Annotated in this window: 19 protein-coding genes and 1 tRNA gene; 9 read left to right on the forward strand and 11 right to left on the reverse strand. The window is 58.1% G+C overall.

Annotated features, from left to right (window positions below; all coding sequences use genetic code 11):
- Window positions 1-154 precede the first annotated feature (154 nt).
- The 4 genes from BMY55_RS09450 (at window position 155) to BMY55_RS09465 (ending at window position 3,656) form a co-directional block, all read left to right on the forward strand.
- The gene (locus BMY55_RS09450) at window positions 155-1,300 is read left to right on the forward strand and encodes a bifunctional 2-C-methyl-D-erythritol 4-phosphate cytidylyltransferase/2-C-methyl-D-erythritol 2,4-cyclodiphosphate synthase (protein ID WP_091430188.1); all 1,146 of its coding nucleotides are present in this window, start codon (window positions 155-157) and stop codon (window positions 1,298-1,300) included.
- Window positions 1,301-1,304: 4 nt separating this feature from the next.
- Window positions 1,305-1,805, forward strand: coding sequence for a phosphatidylglycerophosphatase A family protein (locus BMY55_RS09455; RefSeq protein WP_091430190.1), 501 nt, complete (start codon window positions 1,305-1,307; stop codon window positions 1,803-1,805).
- 3 nt (window positions 1,806-1,808) lie between these two features.
- Entirely contained in the window at window positions 1,809-2,300 is a 492-nt protein-coding gene (locus tag BMY55_RS09460; protein ID WP_091430191.1) for a CinA family protein, read from the forward strand.
- Window positions 2,301-2,474: 174 nt separating this feature from the next.
- Complete coding sequence (locus BMY55_RS09465; protein ID WP_091430193.1) at window positions 2,475-3,656, forward strand: ammonium transporter; 1,182 nt, start codon at window positions 2,475-2,477, stop codon at window positions 3,654-3,656.
- A gap of 57 nt (window positions 3,657-3,713) precedes the next feature.
- Here BMY55_RS09465 and BMY55_RS09470 read toward each other — a convergent pair whose 3' ends face one another.
- Window positions 3,714-5,003 carry an MmgE/PrpD family protein gene (locus tag BMY55_RS09470; protein WP_245744701.1) on the reverse strand — a complete coding sequence of 430 codons (1,290 nt, stop codon included), beginning with the start codon at window positions 5,001-5,003 and terminating at the stop codon, window positions 3,714-3,716.
- Between the two features lie 123 nt (window positions 5,004-5,126).
- Between BMY55_RS09470 and BMY55_RS09475 the strand changes: the two genes are divergently transcribed.
- Both BMY55_RS09475 and BMY55_RS09480 read left to right on the forward strand, forming a co-directional pair.
- Entirely contained in the window at window positions 5,127-6,401 is a 1,275-nt protein-coding gene (locus tag BMY55_RS09475) for an HlyC/CorC family transporter (RefSeq protein WP_091432281.1), read from the forward strand.
- A 99-nt stretch (window positions 6,402-6,500) separates the two neighbouring features.
- Entirely contained in the window at window positions 6,501-6,869 is a 369-nt protein-coding gene (locus BMY55_RS09480) for a hypothetical protein (protein WP_091430197.1), read from the forward strand.
- 15 nt (window positions 6,870-6,884) lie between these two features.
- On the opposite strand, the gene BMY55_RS09485 is transcribed toward BMY55_RS09480, so the two are convergent.
- Window positions 6,885-8,438, reverse strand: a complete 1,554-nt coding sequence (locus tag BMY55_RS09485) for a helicase HerA-like domain-containing protein (protein ID WP_091430199.1) — start codon at window positions 8,436-8,438, stop codon at window positions 6,885-6,887.
- Window positions 8,439-8,988: 550 nt separating this feature from the next.
- On the opposite strand from BMY55_RS09485, the gene BMY55_RS09490 reads away from it, so the two are divergent.
- Window positions 8,989-9,630, forward strand: coding sequence for an invasion associated locus B family protein (locus tag BMY55_RS09490; protein WP_091430201.1), 642 nt, complete (start codon window positions 8,989-8,991; stop codon window positions 9,628-9,630).
- 69 nt (window positions 9,631-9,699) lie between these two features.
- On the opposite strand, the gene BMY55_RS09495 is transcribed toward BMY55_RS09490, so the two are convergent.
- From BMY55_RS09495 to BMY55_RS09510, 4 genes are read right to left on the reverse strand one after another with little or no spacing between them, the layout of a single operon-like run.
- On the reverse strand, window positions 9,700-10,908 hold the full coding sequence (locus BMY55_RS09495) for a beta-ketoacyl-[acyl-carrier-protein] synthase family protein (RefSeq protein ID WP_091430203.1): 1,209 nt from the start codon (window positions 10,906-10,908) through the stop codon (window positions 9,700-9,702).
- Window positions 10,909-10,922: 14 nt separating this feature from the next.
- Entirely contained in the window at window positions 10,923-11,189 is a 267-nt protein-coding gene (locus BMY55_RS09500) for an acyl carrier protein (protein ID WP_091430205.1), read from the reverse strand.
- A 28-nt stretch (window positions 11,190-11,217) separates the two neighbouring features.
- Window positions 11,218-12,324, reverse strand: a complete 1,107-nt coding sequence (locus tag BMY55_RS09505) for a UDP-3-O-(3-hydroxymyristoyl)glucosamine N-acyltransferase (RefSeq protein ID WP_091432282.1) — start codon at window positions 12,322-12,324, stop codon at window positions 11,218-11,220.
- 58 nt (window positions 12,325-12,382) lie between these two features.
- Complete coding sequence (locus BMY55_RS09510; protein ID WP_091432285.1) at window positions 12,383-14,002, reverse strand: L,D-transpeptidase family protein; 1,620 nt, start codon at window positions 14,000-14,002, stop codon at window positions 12,383-12,385.
- Between the two features lie 356 nt (window positions 14,003-14,358).
- Here BMY55_RS09510 and BMY55_RS09515 point away from each other — a divergent pair, with 356 nt between their 5' ends.
- Window positions 14,359-14,940: a YcbK family protein gene (locus tag BMY55_RS09515; RefSeq protein ID WP_091430207.1), complete on the forward strand. Its 582-nt coding sequence runs from the start codon at window positions 14,359-14,361 to the stop codon at window positions 14,938-14,940.
- An 81-nt stretch (window positions 14,941-15,021) separates the two neighbouring features.
- Here the strand turns inward: BMY55_RS09515 and BMY55_RS09520 are convergent, their stop codons facing one another.
- Both BMY55_RS09520 and BMY55_RS09525 read right to left on the reverse strand, forming a co-directional pair.
- The gene (locus BMY55_RS09520) at window positions 15,022-15,687 is read right to left on the reverse strand and encodes a cytochrome b/b6 domain-containing protein (protein ID WP_091432287.1); all 666 of its coding nucleotides are present in this window, start codon (window positions 15,685-15,687) and stop codon (window positions 15,022-15,024) included.
- Window positions 15,680-17,338 (reverse strand): tetrathionate reductase family octaheme c-type cytochrome, encoded by a 1,659-nt coding sequence (locus BMY55_RS09525; protein ID WP_218142238.1) that lies wholly within the window; start codon window positions 17,336-17,338, stop codon window positions 15,680-15,682. The genes BMY55_RS09520 and BMY55_RS09525 overlap by 8 nt, the downstream gene beginning before the upstream one ends.
- Before the next feature lie 173 nt (window positions 17,339-17,511).
- Here BMY55_RS09525 and BMY55_RS09530 point away from each other — a divergent pair, with 173 nt between their 5' ends.
- Window positions 17,512-18,252, forward strand: coding sequence for a glutamine amidotransferase (locus BMY55_RS09530; RefSeq protein ID WP_091430211.1), 741 nt, complete (start codon window positions 17,512-17,514; stop codon window positions 18,250-18,252).
- Between the two features lie 39 nt (window positions 18,253-18,291).
- Here BMY55_RS09530 and BMY55_RS09535 read toward each other — a convergent pair.
- The 3 genes from BMY55_RS09535 to rpsI form a co-directional block, all read right to left on the reverse strand.
- Window positions 18,292-18,368: transfer RNA gene (locus tag BMY55_RS09535), tRNA-Arg, on the reverse strand.
- Window positions 18,369-18,559: 191 nt separating this feature from the next.
- Entirely contained in the window at window positions 18,560-20,437 is a 1,878-nt protein-coding gene (locus BMY55_RS09540) for a M10 family metallopeptidase C-terminal domain-containing protein (RefSeq protein WP_091430213.1), read from the reverse strand.
- A 278-nt stretch (window positions 20,438-20,715) separates the two neighbouring features.
- Window positions 20,716-21,204 carry a 30S ribosomal protein S9 gene (rpsI, locus tag BMY55_RS09545; RefSeq protein ID WP_091430215.1) on the reverse strand — a complete coding sequence of 163 codons (489 nt, stop codon included), beginning with the start codon at window positions 21,202-21,204 and terminating at the stop codon, window positions 20,716-20,718.

Consider the following 21,204-nt stretch of genomic DNA (forward strand, 5'->3'; position numbering starts at 1 on the left):
TGCAACATGCTTGAAGCTGTAAGACGCCTTGCGAAATAGCAACTTCTGACGCCGCGCGCGAGGATTAGATTCTTAGTTTGCCTATTTTTTGTGCAACTTTCTTGACCCAAATGGCCCCATTGTCCTTCATTTCGGCACAGCCTAAACAAGAGCCATGGAAATCGCAGCCATCATCGTTGCCGCCGGACGCGGCACCCGCGCAGGCACTTGCCTGCCCAAGCAGTGGTGCCGGATCGCTGGCGCGACGGTGGCACAGCGCAGCGTGGCCGCCTTTCAAGCGCATCCCCGCATCACACGCTACGTGCTTGTCATTCATCCTGATGATGATGCGCTGGCCCGCGACATTGACGGGGTCCAGCTTGTGCATGGCGGCTCCACCCGTGACGCGAGCGTGCGCGCGGGGCTTGAAGCTCTGGTCGACCATGCGCCCGATCTGGTGCTGATCCATGACGTGGCCCGCCCGCTGGTCAGCGCCGATGTGATCGACGGCGTGATCGGCGCACTTTCAAGCGCCCCCGGCGCTGCCCCGGCCCTGTCTGTCACCGACGCGCTGTGGCATGGCACCGACGGCGTGGTCACAGGCACCCGGTCGCGCGACGGACTTTTTCGCGCCCAGACCCCACAAGGGTTCCACTTTGGCCCGATCCTCGCCGCCCACCGCGCCCATCCGGGCGGGGCAGCGGATGATGTCGACGTGGCGCGCCGCGCCGGGCTGGACGTTGCCATCACGATGGGCGATGAAAATAACCTGAAGATCACCATGCCGGGCGACTTTGCCCGCGCCGAACGGCTGATCCGCGATACGGCAAAGGAGCAGGAAATGGACATCCGCATTGGCAACGGGTTCGACGTGCACGCGTTCGAAGATGGCGATCACGTCATCCTTTGCGGTGTGCGCATTCCGCACGGCCGCAAACTCAAAGGGCACTCGGATGCGGATGTGGGGATGCACGCGCTGACCGATGCCATCTACGGGGCGTTGGCCGAGGGCGACATCGGCCAGCATTTTCCGCCGTCTGATCCCCAGTGGAAAGGGGCGAAAAGCCATATCTTCCTGCGCCACGCGGTTGATCTGGCCAAGTCGCGCGGCTATCGCCTGTCGAACGCCGATGTGACCCTGATTTGCGAACAACCAAAGATCGGCCCACATGCAAGCGCCATGCGCGCGGCACTGGCGGAAATCATGGGTCTGGACGTTGACCGGGTGTCGGTGAAGGCCACCACCTCGGAACGTCTGGGGTTCACCGGCCGATCTGAAGGCATCGCATCGCTGGCTTCGGCAACCTTGGTCAAGGTTTGATCGGATGCAGAAACCAACCGCCAAACTGATCGCGACGTTCTTCTATTCCGGGCTGATGAAGCCCGCCCCCGGCACGTGGGGCACGCTGGCTGCGCTGCCCGCTGCGTGGCTGTTGCATCTTGTCGGAGGCCCCGTCCTGCTGACCGGGGCCACCATCATTGCGTATTACATTGGTCTCAAGGCAACCGAGGCCTACACTGCGGGGTCAGACAACCACGATCCCGGCGAGGTGGTGATCGACGAAGTGGTAGGCATGTGGATCACCCTGTTTCCAGTGTCCTTCGGGGCCAAGATGATGGGCGCGGATATCCTTGCGCTTTATCCCGGCTGGATCGTCGGCTTTCTGGCCTTCCGCTTCTTTGACATCACCAAATTCGGTCCCATCGGCACTGCCGACCGGCGCGGCGACGCGGCCGGGGTGATGATGGATGATGTCTATGCTGGCGTCGCGGCCGCCGTCACCGTGATCCTTGCCGCATATGCCGCCCATGCGGTTATGATATAACCCATGTCCCAACAAGTCTCCGCCTCTGACCTTCTTGACCTGTGCCGCACCAAGGGCTTGATCATCGCCACAGCAGAAAGCTGCACCGGCGGCATGGTTGGTGCGTGGCTGACCGAAGTGGCCGGCAGTTCTGATGTGTTCGACCGTGGTTTCATCACCTATTCCAACGCCGCCAAACACGAGATGCTTGGGGTCAATCAATCCACGCTTGAGGCATATGGCGCGGTGTCGGAACAGGTCGCGCATGAGATGGCACAAGGCGCGCGGGACCGATCACAGGCGGACTTGGCGGTGTCAATCACCGGTATCGCCGGCCCCGGCGGATCCGAGCACAAGCCCGAGGGACGCGTTTGCTTCGGGATCGCCACACCGAGCACATGCAAGACCGAGACGGTTGAATTCGGCGCTGCGGGCCGCGCCAATGTGCGTGCCGATGCCGCGAAACACGCACTGATGCTTTTGACGCAAGCTGCCTTGGCATTGGGCGATGGTTGAACACAGGTTTGCACGGCGCCCAGATAACACCCAAACCCGAAGAAACTGTGCCTTATAATTAGGCGAGTTATATTTTTGCGCGCCTTCTCTCAGCAAATCTGCCGAACACTATCCCGTCTTCGTCCGTGCTGCGCCACAAAACGCGGCACCACAGACTCACTCAAGGAGGGGATTATGAACGGGGCAGATACCGCTTGGATCATCGTGGCGACGGCACTGGTGCTGTTCATGTCGCTGCCGGGGCTGGCGCTTTTCTATGGTGGGCTTGTGCGTGCGCGCAACGTGCTCAGCGTCTTCATGCATGTCTATGCCATTGCCTCTTTGATGAGCGTGCTGTGGCTGGCTTTCGGCTATACCATCGCGTTTGGTGACGCGACACATGGATGGTTTGGCAGTCTGGACAAGGCTTTCCTGTCAGGTGTCACGGCTGACAGCCTGTCGGGCACCTTGCCCGAGGTTCTGTTCTTCGCCTTCCAGATGACCTTTGCGATCATCACCCCGGCGCTGATCGTCGGTGCTTATGTCGAGAGGATCGGGTTTGGGTTCGTCATGGCCTTCTCCGGTCTGTGGATGCTCGTTTGCTATGCGCCGGTCGTGCATTGGATCTGGGGCGGTGGCGCGCTGTCCGATGGTGGCATCTTTGGCAAGATTGGCGCGCGCGATTTCGCGGGTGGCATCGTCGTGCATGAAACCGCCGCCATTGCCGCGCTGATCGTTGCCGTTATGTTGGGACCGCGCAGACACCGCACCACCCCACCCCATGCCCCTTGGATGGTATTCATGGGGGCGGGCATGCTGTGGGTCGGCTGGTTCGGCTTCAACGGCGGTTCGCGACTGGCCGCAGATGGTGGTGCAGCCATGGCGATCACCGTCACCCATATCTCGGCCGCGACCGCCTCGCTATCCTGGGCGGTGTGGGAGCGGATCAAATACGGCAAGGCCAGTCTAGTGGGTATCGTGACCGGCACCATTGCCGGTCTGGCCTCGATCACGCCCGCATCCGGCTTCGTCGGGCCCATCGCGGCGCTCATCATCGGTGGTGTTGCCGGCGTTCTGTGTCAGGAAGCCGTAAATTTCATTCGCAACAAACTGCAAATCGACGACACGCTGGATGTGTTCGCTGTGCATGGCGTGGGCGGAATTTTTGGCACGATCATGATCGCGGTTTTCGGTCAGGGCAGCTGGATCGCGCAACTGGGTGCGCTGGCAATCGTCGGTGCGTTCACTGCCATCATGACCGTGGTTCTGGTGAAATTGGTTGGGCTGTTCCTGCCCTTGCGCGTGGATCCTGAGATCGAGACAAACGGGCTTGATCTGTCAGCCCACGGGGAACGTGCCTATGACATCATGTCGTAACGCGGCTCAGACGCTGAATTAAGACAGGCGGGCTGCAAGGTCCGCCGCCGGTCCCGGTCAAGCCGACCTCAGCAGTCCACACAGCGTTGGCACGTCGGGAAGCGATCCCACAGCGTCGATCAAAGGCTCGGCCCGTGGCCCCAACAGCGCCCTGCTTTTTGCCTCCAGCTTTTCGCGCCGGGTCTCAATCGTCATGGTCTGGTTCAGATTATGCTCGGCCGTGAACGCCGCGCCGGACCGCAGGGTCACTTCAACCCGTGCCGCGGTTTCCGCAATGTTGTCATCCGCCACCACATGAACCCGCGATGCCAGAGCGGACAAGAACGAATCGCGCGCGATTTCGTCCGAAAAGCTGTCCAAGGCCGATGTATCGACCCCTGACAGCGCCATCGCGGCGCAATGGGCAAAAGAGAATTTGACCTCCATCCCGGTCTTGGGGTGAGGAATGTTGCACACGCTCATCCATCGGGGATGCGTCCAAAGCTGCATTTCGGCGATGTCGGGCGCAGCGCACTCGATCTGGGCCAACGCCTCAAGCATGGCATGGGTGCCGTGGCAGCAGGCGTGAAACTTGTGACTGATCGACAGAATGTCCCAATGCTGGCCTGGCCGCTCAAAGACCGTGTTATCCGCTTGCGCCGCGTGTGTGGGGCCAAAACCCTGAGGCCCGTCGATCCCATCTGACGTCGAGATAAAGCCCGCCTTCGCCGCCCGTGCCACCTCGACCCCTGTCTGGGCGGCAAGACCGGCGTGATAAGGCTTGCCCATCGTTCCGAACTGACTCTTCAATCCTGCCGCACGGGTGGCACACAGACCCAGCGCCTGCGTCATCTGGTGTGCGCTCAGGGCCAGCAACCGCCCCGCGGCCAATGTCGCGCCAAACGCGCCTGCGGTGGCGGTCTGATGAAAGCCCGTTTGATAATGACTGCGCCCCAACCAACGCCCGATGCGGATCGAACCTTCAACACCGACCAGTGCTGCATCCAGCAGGTCGGACCCAGGCGCCTCAATCCAGTCTGCAATCGCCAGCGCCGCAGGCACCACCGCAACGGATGGATGGCCGATATGCGCGAAATGTGTGTCATCGTAATCCAGCGCATGGGACGTGGTGCCATTGACCATCGCCGCCGCCCGCACCGGAAACTTTCGGGATAACCCGGCCACACTGGCCTGGGCGCCGCCGCCGTCGTCCACAGCCATTTCGCGCATGATCCGCGCGACGGGTTCACCAACGCCGGCAATGGTGACAGTGGCCCAATCCAGAAGCGACAGGGCCATCACCTCACGCGCTTGATGACCGGCATCGCCCTTGACCGGCCCGACACCGAAGCGCGTGAGTTCGTTCATGACCATGCCCATCTGCACCCCTTTCCTGCCCATCCCTTGAAAGCATACGCGTTGACCTACATAAGACTATTACGTTTTGCGCAAAACGCAGTAACAGAAAAACGAAAGGCAAACGGGATCATCATGGACACTGGCTTTTGGATCAGCAGCGGGGCAATCGCGGCGCTTCTGGTGCTTTCGGCATTCTTTTCAGGGTCGGAAACGGCGCTGACGGCAGCATCGCGCGGAAAGCTCAGGTCACGCGCAGACCGGGGCGACCGGGGATCCCAACGCGCGTTGACGATCACCGAGGATAACGAACGCCTGATCGGGTCGGTCCTGTTGGGCAACAACCTTGTGAACATTCTGGCCGCCTCGCTTGCGACCGCGCTGTTTACCCGGCTGTTCGGCGACAGCGGCGTCGCACTTGCGACCCTGGTCATGACCCTGCTGGTCTTGATCTTCGCTGAAGTGCTGCCGAAAACCTATGCCATCACGATGCCCGAGGAGGCCGCGGCGAAAGCCTCCGGCCCAATCTCGGTGGTTATCTCGTTGTTTTCGCCCATTGTTTCGGCAGTGCGTGTCATCACCCGCGGATTGCTAAGCCTGTTTGGCGTAAAAACCGACCCGGACAGCCACATTCTGGCGGTGCGGGAAGAGATCATGGGCGCCATCGCGCTGGGCCATTCCGAAGGGGCCGTCGAAAAAGAAGACCGTGACCGGTTGCTGGGTGCGCTGGATCTGGGTGATCGCGCCGTCGAAGAAATCATGCTGCACAGAAGCCAGATCGAGATGATCGACGCCTCGGCCCCTGCAATCGAAGTGCTGGAACAAATCCTTGCCTCGCGGCATACCCGCCTGCCCGTTTATCGCGACGAACCAGAGAACATTATTGGCGTGATTCACGCGAAAGACCTGAGCCGCGCGATGTATATGGCGCAGGCCGAAGGTAAACCGATCGAGGAATTTGACGTTCTACAAGTGGCGATGAAACCCTATTTCATCCCCGAAACCACGACGCTGGACGACCAGATGCGTCAGTTCCTGCGCCGTCACACCCACTTTGCGCTGGTCGTGGATGAATACGGATCGCTGGAAGGCCTGATCACGCTTGAGGACATTCTGGAAGAGATCGTGGGCGAAATCACCGATGAGTTCGACGTTCAAACCGAGCCTGAAATCAAACGCAACGCGGACGGCAACTATCTTGTCGACGGGGCCGTGACGATCCGGGACATCAACCGGGCAAATGACTGGAACCTGCCGGATGACGAAGCCAACACCATCGCCGGGCTGGTGATCCACGAGGCCCAGATGATCCCCAATGAAGGCCAGGTCTTTTCCTTCCACGGCTTCCGGTTCGAAGTTGTGAAGCGCGATGGCAATCGGGTGGCGATGCTGAAGATACGCCCGCTATAGTCTCCGCGTGATGCGTGGCTGTATCGCGGGGTTTAGACTTGCAGTCGACCGTCAGATGACGGTTAGCTGGGATAACACCAACTGATATCGGAGCAGTCCATGACCAAGCGCGCCCATTCACCCCTCGCCCTGACGACCGCAATCTGCGCGTTGATCGCCACCGCGCCCGTCGCGATGGCCGACAGTGACACACAAGACCCGCTGTATCAGGCACTGGCCGGAAAGTCCTTTGTCGGCAAGACCGGCCTGGCCATCAAACTGGAAGAGGATGGCACCATCAGTGGCGGCAGCGATACCATGCAATTCGGCGGCACGTGGACGGTCGAGAACGGTCAATACTGTCGCACCCTGACGGACCCAACGCCCGAACCCATGCGCTCAACCGGCTGTCTGGATGTCCAGATCGACGGCGACCAAGCGACCCTGACCAGCGAAGATGGCACGGTTCGGACTTATAAGTTGCAGTAGATTCTGGCGGCGCACCTAGCGCCCCTTGAACAATGACCCGAAGATTCCGCGCACGATGCGTTTGCCTGTCGTGCCCTTCAGTTCTTTGACCACCACGTTCAGGACCGCTTCGCTGAACCCTTCATCGGATTTTTGCGACCGCCGGCGTGAAACTGGTTTGTTATCTTCGGTGCCGGTGTATCGCCGCCCGGTGTTGAACTCACGCAAGGTCAAGGTTTCTTCCGCTTCGGCGGCGCGACGCTCTGCCTCTTCTGCTTCTTTCGCAGCGTCAGCAGCCCGTTTGGTCAGCATTTCATAGGCGCTGTCGCGATCTTTCAGGGTCTCGTATTTCCCGGCAATCGGGGACGCGTCGATCAGCATCTTTCGCTCGCCCGGTTCAATCGGGCCAAGCTGCGAACTGGGTGGACGGATCAATGTGCGTTCAACCACGCTTGGCGCGCCTTTGGCTTCCAGAAACGAGGTGACAGCCTCGCCGACGCCCACCTCGCGGATCGCATCCTCGGTCGAAAACCGGGGATTGTCGCGATAGGTTTCGGCGGCTTGTTTCAGCTCCTTGCGGTCGCGGCCTGTGAACGCGCGCAAGGCGTGTTGAATACGGTTGCCCAACTGGCCCAGGATGTCCTCTGGCACGTCGGCGGGGTTCTGCGTGATGAAATAGACCCCCACGCCCTTGGAGCGGATCAGCCGCGCCACCTGTTCGACCTTGTCCACCAATGCCTTGGGCGCGTCGTCAAACAGCAAATGCGCCTCGTCGAAGAAGAACACCATCTTGGGTTTGTCCCGATCGCCCACTTCGGGCAATTCTTCGAACAATTCGGACATCAGCCACAGAAGGAACGTCGCATAGAGGCGCGGCGCACCCATCAGTTTGTCGGCTGCCAGGATCGAGATGCGGCCGCGCCCATCAAGATCGGTGCGAATGATATCGGCCAGATCAAGGGCTGGCTCTCCAAACAGCTTGTATCCACCCTGGTTTTCCAGAACCAGCAACGCGCGCTGGATCGCCCCGACGGAACTGGTCGAGACATTGCCATAGCGCAGAGACAGCTCTTTCGCGTTCTCGCCCACCCAAACCAACAGGGCTTGCAGATCTTTCAGGTCCAAAAGCGGCAAGCCCTGTTCGTCGGACACGCGGAAGGCAATGTTCAGCACCCCTTCCTGCGCATCCGTAAGCTCCAACAGGCGGGACAGCAGCAGCGGCCCCATCTCGGTCACGGTGGTGCGGATCGGGTGGCCCTGTTCGCCATACAGGTCCCAGAACGTCACGGGGAAGGCTTCATAAGCGTAATCATCAAAGCCGATCTTCTGGGCGCGACTGGTGAAGGCCTCGTGCAGCTTAAAGCCCGCTGACCCGGCCTTGGCCAGCCCAGACAAGTCACCTTTGACATCAGACAGAAACACCGGCACGCCCTGGGCTGCGAAACTTTCCGCAAGAATCTGCAACGTCACGGTTTTCCCGGTGCCAGTCGCCCCGGCGATCAAACCATGCCGATTGGCATATCTAAGCAAAAGCCCCTGCTTGGTGGCATAGTCTTCACCCCCGCCACCAACGAAAATCGCACCATCCATCTACTCGCCTCCCAAGGGCCAAAAAACACTTGTCCAAACAATACAAAATTAACCGATTTGCACCATAGTGGATTCACCCCGACAATTGTCGATTGTCGGGGTTGACATCCTCCCTGTCAGACTGGCCTCGCCTTCGGGCGAGGCGTTTTTCTTAACAAGGTGAATTAATTAGGCGTCGATGGTCGAGTTTCCACATGTCGTCAAAAACCGACATTTTGCTTGAAAAACCCGTCGCAAAAATCCTTGACCCCTGCGACCAAGTGACATAGCGTCTGCCTCATAAGCCGGTCAGTCCGGCAGGGAGAGAACAATTGAAAAGGATCCGCCTGTCGGATCCTTTTCTTTTTTCGGTCATTATCAAGCTCAAAATCCGGGGAAATTCGCCACCCGGCCACCGTTGATATCCCGGTCCCTTTTCGGCGGTCCTTTGCCCAAAATCAGAGCTGACGGTGACTCCGGCTCAACCTTTTAAGGTTTTGCACCTGACACCCGTTTTGGGTCGTGGTATCCACACACCCAATGAGACCCGAAATATATGTAAGGATCCGACATGAAGGCTGAGCTGATGAAAACGCTGCCGCTGGCAGTTCTTTTGGCGCTGGCGACCCCGGCATTTGCACAGGACACACCCGAGACCCCCACCGAGGCCCCCGCAACCGAGGCGGAACAGCCGGCCAATCAACCCAATGTCGATTTGGGTAAACCGGTGGATGGTGAACGCCAACCGGGCCAGACCTATATCGAAAAGGTTGTAGGCGATTGGGAGCGCAAATGTATCACATTGCCCGAAGGTCAGGGGGATGACCCCTGCCAGATGTATCAACTTCTGAAAGACGACAAGGGCAATTCAGTTGCCGAAATATCGCTTGGACGGTTGCCCGATGGCGGTCAGGCTGTTGCCGGGGCGACAGTGGTTGTGCCGCTTGAAACCCTGTTGACCCAACAGCTGACCGTTGCTGTGGATGGTGGGCAGGGCAAACGCTATCCGTTCCGGTTCTGCGCGCAACCCGGTTGCGTCGCGAATATCGGTTTCACCCAAGCCGAGGTTGATGGGTTCAAACGCGGGGCAACGGCCACCGTCACAATTGTGCCAGCCGCCGCGCCGGATCAAAAGGTCAACCTGTCCATGTCTTTGAAAGGCTTCACAGATTCCTATAACGAATTGATTGTTCCGGTTCCGTCACAGCAGTAAGCCGAGCATATGAACACAAAAAACGCCGCCTCATGGGGCGGCGTTTGTCATTGGGCTGCCGTCTCAAGATCAGATTGTGCGCAGTGCCAGAACGGCGTTCAGCCCCCCGAAGGCAAATGCATTGGACAGAACCGCATTGACCCGCACGTCGCGCGCCACGTTGGGCACCACGTCCAGCGCGCATTCCGGGTCCGGTTCCTCGTATCCGATGGTGGGCGCGATCACGCCCTCGCGCAGCGCCATGATGCAGGCCAGAAGCTCGACCGCGCCGGTGCCACCGATCAGATGCCCGTGCATCGACTTGGTGGACGAGATCATCAGGTCATCGGCATGATGCCCAAACGCATCGGCCACTGCCGCGCATTCCGTCTTGTCATTCGCCGTCGTGCCCGTTCCGTGCGCATTCACATAGCCCACATCTTCGGGGTTCAGGCCCGCGTCACGCATCGCCCCGACAATGGCCCGCGACGCCCCCTGCTTGGACGGCATCACGATGTCGGCGGCATCCGAAGTCATCGAGAAGCCCACCACCTCGGCCAGAATCTCGGCCCCGCGGGCGCGGGCGTGCTCATAGTCCTCGAACACGAACACCGCCGCGCCTTCGCCCTGCACCATACCGTTGCGGTTGGCGGAAAAAGGGCGACAGGCGTCTTTCGACATGACCCGAAGACCCTCCCATGCCTTGATGCCGCCAAAGCACAGCATCGCCTCGGACCCGCCGGTGATCATCACATCGGCCATACCGGACCGGATCATCTGCATCGCCTGCCCCATCGCGTGGTTGGAACTGGCGCAGGCGGTCGCCACGGTGAAACTTGGTCCCTTAAGGTTCCATTCCATCGACACATGGCTGGCGGCGGCGTTGTTCATCAGCTTGGGCACCACGAAGGGATGAACGCGGTTCTTGCCATCCTCGTAAACGGTGCGATAATTCTCATCCAGCGTGTTCATCCCGCCGCCGGACGTGCCCAGAACCACACCGGAGCGGGTTGCCAGTTCGCCCGAAAAGCCAAGGCCCGCCTGCCCGATCGCCTCGCGCGCGGCCAGCAGGGTGAACTGCGTGAACCGGTCATAAAGCGCGATTTGCTGGCGGTTGAAGCTGGCCTCCGGTTCATAGCCCTTGATCTGCGCACCGATGCGGATCGACAGGCGTTCCACATCCTGAAATTCCAGATCGCCGATGCCACTGCGGCCCTCGCGCATCGCCTCAAGCGTTTCAGGCACATCGCGTCCCAATGCGTTGATCGTGCCTTGCCCGGTGATCACAATCCGGCGCATGTGCCGTGTCACGGTCACGCGGCCTGCGTCGCAACCAAACCCTGCACCGCACGGATGATTGCGTCGACCGAGGAAATGTCGAAATCCCCTTCGGTCGGGTCATTGGCGTTGAACGGGACCGAGACGTCAAACGCCTCTTCAATGGCAAAGATGCTTTCGACAAGCCCCAGACTGTCAATGCCAAGGTCTTCCAGCGATTGATCCAGTGAGATATCGCCGGGTTCCAACATGGCCTGCTCTGCCAGGATGGCGATCACGCGGTCTTTGATGTTGTCCGACATGACATACCCTTTCGCGTTTTGCGGATTTTTAGTTCTTGTCCACCAGTTTTGAAACAGTTTTCTGAAGCTCGCGCAGCGTTTCGGCCAACCGCGGCAAGCGGCGCAATTCCCGGCGGATGGCCATTTCGGTTTCGATCTTCACCGCGGGGCTTCCCAAAACCGCGCGCCCAGCAGGAACGTTGGTGTAAATATTGGTACCACCGCCCGCAATTACATCATCGCCGATGAAAATATTGTCGCTGACCCCGACTTTGCCACCCAACACAACACGGTTGCCGATCCGGGCGGACCCGGACACGCCGACATTGCCGCACATCATCACGTCTTCGCCCACATCCGCGTTATGGCCGACCTGCACCTGGCAGTCGATCTTGGTGCCACGCCCGATGCGGGTGGCCCGGATCGTGCCGCGGTCGATGGTAGAGCTGGCCCCCAGTTCCACGTCGTCGCCGATCTCGACCCCGCCCAGCGAATGCACCCGCGCCCAATGATGGCTGCCGACAACGGCCACGGCTTTTTCACCCTCGGCCATGCCGCCGCGCAGGCTTTCCACGGCGCTTTCCTTGTCAAGCGTGACATAGGAAAAACCGTCGCCTCCGACGACCGAATTCGACTGTCCGATATAGCGATCTCCGATGGTGCACAGATGCGCGATGCGCGCACCCGGATGCAGGACAAGATCGTTGCCGATGACCGTGCCGTATCCAATTGTGGCGTGCGGCGCGACTGTTGCGCGCGCGCCGATGGTCACATTCGCGCCGATTACCGCAAGTGGCCCTATGCGGGCGCCGGCACCGATTTTCGCGGTGTCATCGACAACAGCGGTTGGGTGAATGCCCTCGGCGATGCCCAGACCAGGGTCAAGCGCCCGGGTCAGAAGCGGCATCGCCGCCTTACCCCGATTCAGGCAGATCGCACCATCCAACCCCAACGATTGCCAGTCCGCCCCATCCCACAGCAGCGCCGCGCGGGCCTTTCCCTTCGCAATTCCGTCCGCGTATTTTGGGTTCATCGCCAGCGCAAGCTGGTCTGGTCCCGCATCCATCGGCTCGGCCGCGCCAACCAGAACGATATCGCCATCGCCAAACACCACGGCCCCCAATGACGCGGCGATTTCTGAAAGAGTGAACTGCATCTGATCCCCTTGTGCCGATGGGGGCACGATATGTGCGCCACCATCTTTACCCAAGGATTTACCCGTCTACGGCACCAAGCGCCACCCCGGCGTTTTGCAAAGCGGCCCAGATTTTGGTGTCACGTTCGTAAACGTCACGGCGATAGTTCATGCGGCCCTTTGCAGGTGCCACCGCAGTGCGATAAACCAAATGCACCGGAACCGGTTCTTCCAGATTGACCCGTGTCTCACGACCCGTGTTCAGAATCTTGTGAAAGGTTCCTTCCGGATCGGAAGTTTGTCTGGCCAGCAACGCATAGGCAAAATCAAACGGTTCGCTCAGGCGGATACACCCGTGGCTGAAGTCCCGCACCTCGCGCCCAAACAGGCTTTTGGCGGGCGTATCATGCAAATAGATGTTGTATTTGTTCGGGAACATGAACTTCACCAACCCCAACGCATTATCGTTGGAGGGCGGTTGCTTGATCGCAAACGGAAAGGATCTGGCCGAATAAGCATTGAAATTCACTGAAGACCGATTGACCACCCGGCCCCGGCTGTCGATCAGTTTCAGATGGCTGACCGCATTCGGATTGCGTTTGAGCATCGGCAAATACTCTTTCGTCGCAATCGAGCGTGGGACGTTCCAGGTCGGGTTGATGACCATGAATTTCATCACGTCCGAAAACTCGGGGCTACGCCGGTCACTCTGGTTCTTTCCGATCACCGAGCGGGTCGTGAAGGTCACACGCCCACCATCGACGATCTGGGTGCTGAAATCCGCGAGATTGACCCAGACGTGGCGTTTTCCACGTTCGAAATTGGTCCATCGTTCCCGCTCCATCGCGACCAAAATCGAGGCTTGACGTTTTTCCGGGTCGACATTGATCTCGTCAATCGTGCTTGGACCGGCCACACCATCGGCGGTCAGCCCATGGTCTTGCTGGAATTGCAGCACGGCCTTTTGAATGGTGACGTCATAGGACTGGCTGGCCGAACGGCTCAGATATCCCATACGGATCAGGCGGTTACGCAAGGCAATAACGGCCTCACCCGACTGCCCGGGTTTCAACGCGCTGGCGGCAACTGGTGCGCCCCAGCCGCCATTGGCAAGCTGTTGATCCAGACCCAGTTTCGCTTTCATCAGACGTGCGTATTCCGGCGATTTCGGCGGCAGGGCTTTCAGATACCCGGCAGGGTCGGACCGGACGAATTCCGCCAACAGATCTGCGCCGTTCTTGCGTGGCACCTCGCGGACGATGCCGCTATCAACCTTTGAAGGCGTCAGGACGCCGCTGTTCACACCCTGGGCATAACTCAGAAACAGTTTTGACAGTTCGACTTCGGCGCGGCCAAGGTCGCGCATGCTTTGCACACCGGACAGTCGGGTTTTCAAGACCGCAGTGTCATAGGCAGGCAAGCCGTGATCGCCCGCCGCCGTCAGCGCTTTCAGCAGGGCCGTGCGGCGTGATGCGGTCTGCGACAGCGATCCGGTCCAGATCGGTTGATAGCCGTTTTCGCGATAAAATTCAGCGATTTCCGTGTCACGTGCCGCCGCTTCCGCCACCGCTTGCGCGAAGGCGGATACTTTGGTTTGCGCGGTCAGTGGCGCGGCAAGAAACGAAAGGAACAATATCCCCAAAAGCCTTGCAAAAAAAGCGGTTCTGTAGGGGATAGGATGTCGTTGCAGCGCGATCATATTCATGCTTTGCCCAATAACTATGTTAAACCTGCGTGTAAAATCAGATAATCCACGATTAACAGCCACAAGTCCATTCACAATGACGATTGACAGGTCGGTTCCGGGCAGAGCTGCCCTGCGCCCCATGCCTTGACGTCTTTCTGCCACGGTTTACCACTTTTTCACTGGTTTAAGCAATATTTTGCCGATTTTGCTTGAACACGTTAAGCACCGAAAATCTTTGCTTGGCCCGCGATTCGAGTTGTGCCATAAACTCGACAAGCCTGGGGAAGAGGCTAAAACACTTGTTAACCTGATTGGACAACGATCCATTTCAGGCGCAGAAACAGGCAAGCGACGGGACACGCTGAGACATGACTATCGACAATTCGGTCGGATCCAAATCCATTATCACACGCCGTGGGTTGTTGGGCGCATTTGCCGCCACAGCAGTAACCGCAGCGCCAATGTATGCAAATGCCGCGGGTTTCCTTCGCGGTGGGGGCGATGTCCGAAGGCTCGCCATGTATTCCGGGCGCACAGGCGAAACGCTCAACATGATCTATTGGATCGAAGGCGACTACATCAAAGATGCCTTGAAAGAGATCAATCATTTCATGCGCGACTGGCGCACAGATCAAGCGGTCAATATCGACACCCGCACGGTGGATATCATGGCAGCCGCGCATAGCCTTCTGGACACGAAGGAACCCTATATGATGTTGTCGGGTTATCGGTCGCCGAAAACAAACGCGATGTTGCGGGCCAAGTCCAGAGGTGTGGCGAAAAACTCGCTGCACATGAAAGGTCAGGCGGCTGACCTGCGCCTGAAATCCCGATCGGTCAACCAGATGTTCAAAGCCGCGCGTTCCTTCAGTGGCGGTGGCGTCGGCAAATATTCGGGGTCGAACTTCGTCCATATGGATAGTGGCGTGGTGCGCAGCTGGGGCCGATAGCGCCGCAGGTATTCTGACAAATCCGACCAACATGAAAAAGGCCCCCGTTCCGAGGGCCTTTTCTGTTTCTGTCGTCCAGCCCTACTTTTTCCTGGACAAGAGCCGACCCGGCTCATTGGTTTCCAGATAGGCCTCCTGCTCGGGTGTCAGGTCTATACAGTCATAACCTGTCACCATCGGGCGCACATGGGACCGGAATCCATGCCCAACCGTCAGAAGATAGACGTGGGTGATGACAAAGGCTGCGATCACGTAGGCGGCCAGCAAATGCACATTCGCGATGATGTATAGCGCGAAAGACGACGCCGCATCCGCTGCCCATAAATTATAAGTCAGATACAGTAATCCCGACCCCCAGACCGCCGGAAACACTACGACTTTCAACGCGAAATAGGTCAGTGCCTGAAGCGGATTGTGTTTGCGCCAGAAGACCTTGCGATAGGGCGGCTCTTCCCCACGAAAGACACCATAGGCATAGAAGCGTGCCATCTGAAGCAACCCTTCGAGCTGCGGCACAAACTGCCGCCATGTGCCCGTGGTAAACAGCCAGAACGTCGCGAATATCCAGACCGCCAGCAACACCAATGCGGCAATGGTGTGCAACATCACCGCAGGGCCGAAAGGCAGAAGTGAATGCACCCCGTTCAGACCAAAACCAGTGAACAGGAGAATCACGATCATCACCATCTGGGTCCAGTGCCACAGACGTTCGAAACGGGGGTAAACCTTGACGACGCGTCTAACCATGATCTGTGCCTCCTTGACGGCCACCGATGAGGCGCAGAACGATGTGCAACCCCACACCCAGAATTGTCAACGCCACCAGCGCCATGCCCAACATCCCGATGGCGGATCGCGGATTGGTGCCGGGCATATAGACCGCAGCGATCCCATCCAGCCGCCCGTTCTGCGCGTGACAGGCTGCGCAATCCAGCGCGTCCCTTGCGGGTGCAACCATATGGGTGATCGGCCAATACATCTCGGTATCGACAAAATCGAAACTTCCGGAATAGTCTTGCCCTGCCGCTTTCATGCCAGCCTCGATCGCCTTGGGCCAATCAAAGTTTGTCCAAAACGCAGTGTCAGTGGTCGGCCCCCAGACATGGGAATAAGCCAGTTTGTTGCTGCCTGTATCGTAGGCCTGCCGCCCCTCCATCCGCTTGAAGGGCCAGATTCGGCTGTCCACCCCGCCGGGCGTGCCGTTGATACGGTTCACTTCGACAATGGTCTTTGGGTTGATCTCTTCCCCGGTCGCGTATTCCACATGGCCGTTGAACCATGCGTAATACGGCACAACATTTTCACCCCATTTGAAATCACCCTTGGTGGACAGATAGGTGTCCAGCTCTTTGCCATCCGACTGGATGAAATTCGCCTCGTGCATCGGTTTGCCATCGGCGCCCATGCGGCCTGCGGTCGACCAGTCCCAATAGGTCTTGGTGGCGACACCTCCGCGCGCAAATTCGGGGATGTGACAGCTTTGGCACGCGAGCTTGTCTGTGTGATCGTTCAGCTTCACGCCCTTGATGTTCAGCGGATGCGGATCGCTGTCATGGCAGCTTTCACAGGTCGCGGCAGTGCGCACAGCCCCCGGCTTTCCACGCCCGGTGGCGTCCTTGGCCACCGTATCATAGCGCGACCCGGCCCAGTTGTGCCTGTCCTCGACATGACAGGTAGAGCACGTGAAGTTCAGACCGTCGGGCGACATGTGGACATCAACCTCGGTCGATGGGGCATAAAGCGCCGAACTCAGATCGCCGTGTTTCACGTTGTCCCCGCCCCCGCCATAGAAATGGCAGTTGCCGCAATTGTCGCGCCCCGGCATCCCGACGGACTGCGCAGCTTTTGCCAGATCAACCGGCCAGGCCGCGGCGCCTGTAATGGTGCTGGTGCCAGGCTTCACCGGGTCCAAGGGCGGGTGCCCGGCCCCGGTGGCCGATTTGGTGTATTGACCCGAGCGGTCGTGGCACACCAGACAATCGGGCACTGCGCCCGCCTCTACGGATGTCGTTGACATATCATCCCAACCGTAGCCCGCATGACACGAGGTGCAGCGCGGCTCGTTCCCGGCCACGTTGCCACAGAATGCGTTGATCACCTTGGATTTCCCCTGCGTTTGCCCGCTGTCGCTTTCATAGGTCCATTCAAAATGGATTGAATGCATGATCTGGTTGTCAGCTTCCGTATGGCAACTGACACAGGCCTCGGTCACCTCCGGCCCCGAGCTGAAAGATTTTTTCAGGATGTCGAACTTCATGTGATCCGCCGTCGCGCTGGAAATCGACCTGGCCGGTGCGGGTGGCGGAGTTGGCGCTGCGGCCTGATCCTCGGCGGCGGCTGACCCGCCTGTCCCGGCGATCAGCCCAAGCGTAAGGATCGTTGCAAGAAATCTCTTCACGGCTCTGTCCTCCTCTGCTCCGGTTCGCGCGGCGGAGGAATACATTCTGATATTACGATATGTATCTGAGTCGGCGAAACACACCTAATGTCAAAACGCCGCACCGACGACGCCATATGATTGACCCCGACCCCGGGCTTTGCCATCGTCTGTCGACTTGATACAAGGTGTCCATGAAACCCTTTCTGATCCTGCAACTCCGCCCGGAAACCGATGCGTCTGATGATGAATTTCGGGCATTTTTGGCCAAGGGCGGGTTGGAACACGACCAGGTGCGTCGCATACGTTTGGATCAGCAAAACATCCCGGCCGACCTGAACCTTGACGATTTTTCCGGGGTAATTGTCGGTGGTGGGCCGGGTTGCGTATCCGATGCGCCTGACAAGAAAACCCCGGCCGAGGCGCGGATTGAATTCGAATGCCTATCCCTGATGCCGCAGATCACTGCAAAGGACACCCCGTTTCTGGGCTGCTGCTATGGGATTGGCATTCTTGGCCAGCATCTGGAACCGGGTTCCGTGTCAAAAGACAAATACGGCGAACCCGTCAGCGCCAGCACGTGTGACGTGACGAAAGACGGGCGCACCGATCCCCTGCTCGACGGCATTCCAGACAGGTTCGAAGCCTTTGTCGGCCATAAAGAGGCGATGCAACACCTTCCGGAGGGTTGCCGCCAGTTGGTCTCATCCCCTCGCTGCCCGTTTCAGATGATCCGATACGGACAGAGTGTCTATGCCACGCAGTTCCACCCCGAAGCCGACGCGCACAGCTTTGAAACCCGCATCGGCATCTACAAACATCACGGCTATTTCCCCCCCGAAGAAGCCGAGGCCCTGGTGGATATGGTGCACGCAGCCAACGTGCACGCGCCTGCCCAAATCTTGCGAAATTTCGTGACACGATATCGGGCTTGACCCCGTCAACCACATCGTCTGTTTTTCAGGATAAAGAATTGGCGCACCCGAGAGGATTCGAACCTCTGGCCTCTGCCTTCGGAGGGCAGCGCTCTATCCAGCTGAGCTACGGGTGCCAGTGACACAAGGTCTGGGCGGGATATAGGCCATCACCCTGCCCCTCGCAACATGAAAAGGAGCGTGCGCCTCACCATCCAAAGTTGCGCGCCATCATTAGATTGTCGCAAAAACACGAGCCTTTTGCTTTCTTTCAAGCATTACTCCTAAATGCCGATGAGTGCTGAGCACTTGCGCAAGCCTTCCGCGTTTACAGAATAAAATCATAGCCATACAGGACATCAACACCCAGCACCATAACTTCAAAATCTGGCAGCGCATCACCATCGACGTCGGCTCTGACCAAAGAATGTGGGCCTGCATCCTCAACCCAGACCGAGTTTGCCTGTGCGCCGTTCTTTGAGAAAACAAACTTTTGATCGCCAGGTACATTTACTCGGGCGTCTATCTGAGCCAGGTGAAGATCATCTTCGCCACTGTCAAACTGGAGGATCTGGTCACGATCTGACCCTATAGCACTGTCGCTGATGTTTCTGAAAATGAACGTATCTCGGTCAAGATCGACACCGGCATAGAGCAAATCACGTCCTTCACCGCCGTCCAGAACGTCACGACCTTTTTCCCCCTTCAGGATGTCATCGCTCAACCCGCCGAACAGCTTATCGTGCTGTGATCCACCAAAGAGCTTATCGTTGCCATCCCCACCATAGAGTAGGTCGTTGTGAATGCCGCCGAAAAGCTCGTCTTCGTCAGCACCACCCGACAACAAATCATTCTGGTGTCCACCATAGAGTTTATCATTGCCTGATTTCCCGTGCAGGACATCGTTGCCGTTGTTGCCCTTTAGGACATTTCCCTGCTCATTTCCGAACAATGAATCCTTGGCTTTACCACCCGAAACATTCTCTATGCCCGATATCGTGTCCTGGCCAAATCCGGTGTTTTGTGGGCTGCTTTGATCCAATTTCACAAACGCCTTCTTTGCACCGGTGAACATGAGCCAATCAGTCCCGCTGCCGCCGTCTATGCGGTCGTTGCCTGATGAGGCATAGATTATGTCATTCCCCGCGCCTGCGAAGATTCTATCATATCCGGCCTTATCATAGATCTTGTCGTTCCCAGCGTTGCCAGTCAGCGTATTGGATACGTTGTTTCCAATGATCGTATCGTCCCCCTGCCCGCCGATTGCATTCTCGATGACCGTACCGACCGCCAACGTCAGGTTGCCCTTCAATCCACCGACTCCCGAGAATGTCGGCTTTGCTTTAACAGACGAGGAGGGCGTCAAGTTGATGGATTGATCGAAGGACCATCCGGAAAAATCTAGCGTATCTATGCCCCCACCGTCAGCAATCGTATAGGCATTGGTATCCGCATAGATCGACATTCGTGACAGGATCGGATCGTCACTTTGTGAGATCGTCGTATTGAATCCGTAGGTGGTGTTGCCCTTGAACGCGTTTGACGTTCCGAACGATGTCCCATTGTAGGACTGACCGCCATACATGCGATCAAGGGCCAGCAGGTCGGCGGCCATATAGGTTTGCAGATAGGCGAAATCGGCATTTACGTTAAAATTCACGGCCTGCGAGAAATATGACATGACACTGTTTTGCCAACTGTCATTGGTGAACCTGGCGTTCTGAGGATAGGTGCCACCTCCGTTGTACAGGCCCTGATGCCCCAGCCCCAGGGTATGACCAATTTCATGCAGAAACGTCTGCATCACATAATTGTTTTCACTGCTTGATCCGCTGATCCAGTATTTGCTGACATTCACATAACCATAGTCGACGAAACCGCCACCATCGCTGTCCACGGCACCTGCAAAGGCACCGGCGTATTCGTCGCCGAAAACAATATCTGCATTGCCGTAGGAAGAGGTTTCCTGAAAGTTTATTCCTGTTGCATTCGACAAATAGTCAAACGCGTCACGCACCAGCTCTCGTCGCCCGATTGAAATGCCATTGCCGTCGTACCAGTTCGAACCGACCGAATAGGTTATCGTCCCAAACTGAGCATCATTGCCGCCTGACGTCAGGTTCCATTTCTGGGGGGCGAAACCCGATTCACGCCAAAATCCGTTTGATAAAAATCCAGCCAATACACTCAGAGACTTGTAGACCATACCTAACTCATTCTTTTGGTTTTGGTTCAGGTCACGGGGACCTTATCAAGACAGGGAATCGCCCGCAGACAAATCGCGGACCCTTTTGAACACTAAAATTCGTCGAGAATAAGACTTAACCCACCCGCGCCATTCAAGCCAGATCAAAACCGGAAATGGACGACACCATGGCGGTTTGCCTTCGCGTTTATCATTGCGCTGTGTGAAACAACAAAGGCGAAACAAAAAAGCGCCCGCAATTGCAGGCGCTTTTGTCTTCATAAAGCAGAGAAGCCGAATTAACGCTTCGAGAACTGGAAGCTCTTACGGGCCTTGGCTTTACCGTATTTCTTGCGTTCCACAACGCGCGAGTCGCGGGTCAGGAAGCCGGCGGCTTTCAGGGCGCCACGCAGGCTGGGTTCGTAAAGCTGAAGCGCTTTCGAAATCCCGTGCTTTACGGCACCAGCTTGTCCGGACAGGCCACCGCCTTTTACGGTGGCAACCACGTCAAACTCGCCTTCAACACCAGCGATTTGCTCGGGCTGGCGCACGATCAGCTGAAGAACGGGACGCGCGAAATACTTGTCCATGTCCTTGCCGTTCACGGTGACTTTGCCAGACCCCGGCTTGATCCAGACGCGGGCAACCGCGTCTTTACGCTTGCCGGTGGCATAGGAACGGCCAAGGTCGTCACGAACAGGTTCCCGAGGCGCAGCAATCTCGACCACGGCTTCAGTGCCCTCGGCAACTTCGTTCAGGTCTTCGAGTGTTTTGATTTCTTCAGCCAT

It is taken from the genome of Aliiroseovarius sediminilitoris (assembly GCF_900109955.1).
In the GTDB taxonomy this organism is placed as follows: domain Bacteria; phylum Pseudomonadota; class Alphaproteobacteria; order Rhodobacterales; family Rhodobacteraceae; genus Aliiroseovarius; species Aliiroseovarius sediminilitoris.

Excerpts from the sequence above, each read along its gene's own strand:
- BMY55_RS09460 (WP_091430191.1), top strand. The coding sequence starts at position 1,809 with ATGTCCCAACAAGTCTCCGCCTCTGACCTTCTTGACCTGTGCCGCACC.
- BMY55_RS09450 (WP_091430188.1), top strand. The coding sequence starts at position 155 with ATGGAAATCGCAGCCATCATCGTTGCCGCCGGACGCGGCACCCGCGCA.
- BMY55_RS09495 (WP_091430203.1), bottom strand. The coding sequence starts at position 10,908 with ATGCGCCGGATTGTGATCACCGGGCAAGGCACGATCAACGCATTGGGA.
- BMY55_RS09505 (WP_091432282.1), bottom strand. The coding sequence starts at position 12,324 with ATGCAGTTCACTCTTTCAGAAATCGCCGCGTCATTGGGGGCCGTGGTG.
- BMY55_RS09520 (WP_091432287.1), bottom strand. The coding sequence starts at position 15,687 with ATGGTTAGACGCGTCGTCAAGGTTTACCCCCGTTTCGAACGTCTGTGG.
- BMY55_RS09475 (WP_091432281.1), top strand. The coding sequence starts at position 5,127 with ATGGACACTGGCTTTTGGATCAGCAGCGGGGCAATCGCGGCGCTTCTG.
- BMY55_RS09490 (WP_091430201.1), top strand. The coding sequence starts at position 8,989 with ATGAAGGCTGAGCTGATGAAAACGCTGCCGCTGGCAGTTCTTTTGGCG.
- rpsI (WP_091430215.1), bottom strand. The coding sequence starts at position 21,204 with ATGGCTGAAGAAATCAAAACACTCGAAGACCTGAACGAAGTTGCCGAG.
- BMY55_RS09540 (WP_091430213.1), bottom strand. The coding sequence starts at position 20,437 with ATGGTCTACAAGTCTCTGAGTGTATTGGCTGGATTTTTATCAAACGGA.
- BMY55_RS09470 (WP_245744701.1), bottom strand. The coding sequence starts at position 5,003 with ATGAACGAACTCACGCGCTTCGGTGTCGGGCCGGTCAAGGGCGATGCC.
- BMY55_RS09485 (WP_091430199.1), bottom strand. The coding sequence starts at position 8,438 with ATGGATGGTGCGATTTTCGTTGGTGGCGGGGGTGAAGACTATGCCACC.
- BMY55_RS09465 (WP_091430193.1), top strand. The coding sequence starts at position 2,475 with ATGAACGGGGCAGATACCGCTTGGATCATCGTGGCGACGGCACTGGTG.
- BMY55_RS09510 (WP_091432285.1), bottom strand. The coding sequence starts at position 14,002 with ATGATCGCGCTGCAACGACATCCTATCCCCTACAGAACCGCTTTTTTT.
- BMY55_RS09480 (WP_091430197.1), top strand. The coding sequence starts at position 6,501 with ATGACCAAGCGCGCCCATTCACCCCTCGCCCTGACGACCGCAATCTGC.
- BMY55_RS09515 (WP_091430207.1), top strand. The coding sequence starts at position 14,359 with ATGACTATCGACAATTCGGTCGGATCCAAATCCATTATCACACGCCGT.
- BMY55_RS09455 (WP_091430190.1), top strand. The coding sequence starts at position 1,305 with ATGCAGAAACCAACCGCCAAACTGATCGCGACGTTCTTCTATTCCGGG.
- BMY55_RS09500 (WP_091430205.1), bottom strand. The coding sequence starts at position 11,189 with ATGTCGGACAACATCAAAGACCGCGTGATCGCCATCCTGGCAGAGCAG.
- BMY55_RS09530 (WP_091430211.1), top strand. The coding sequence starts at position 17,512 with ATGAAACCCTTTCTGATCCTGCAACTCCGCCCGGAAACCGATGCGTCT.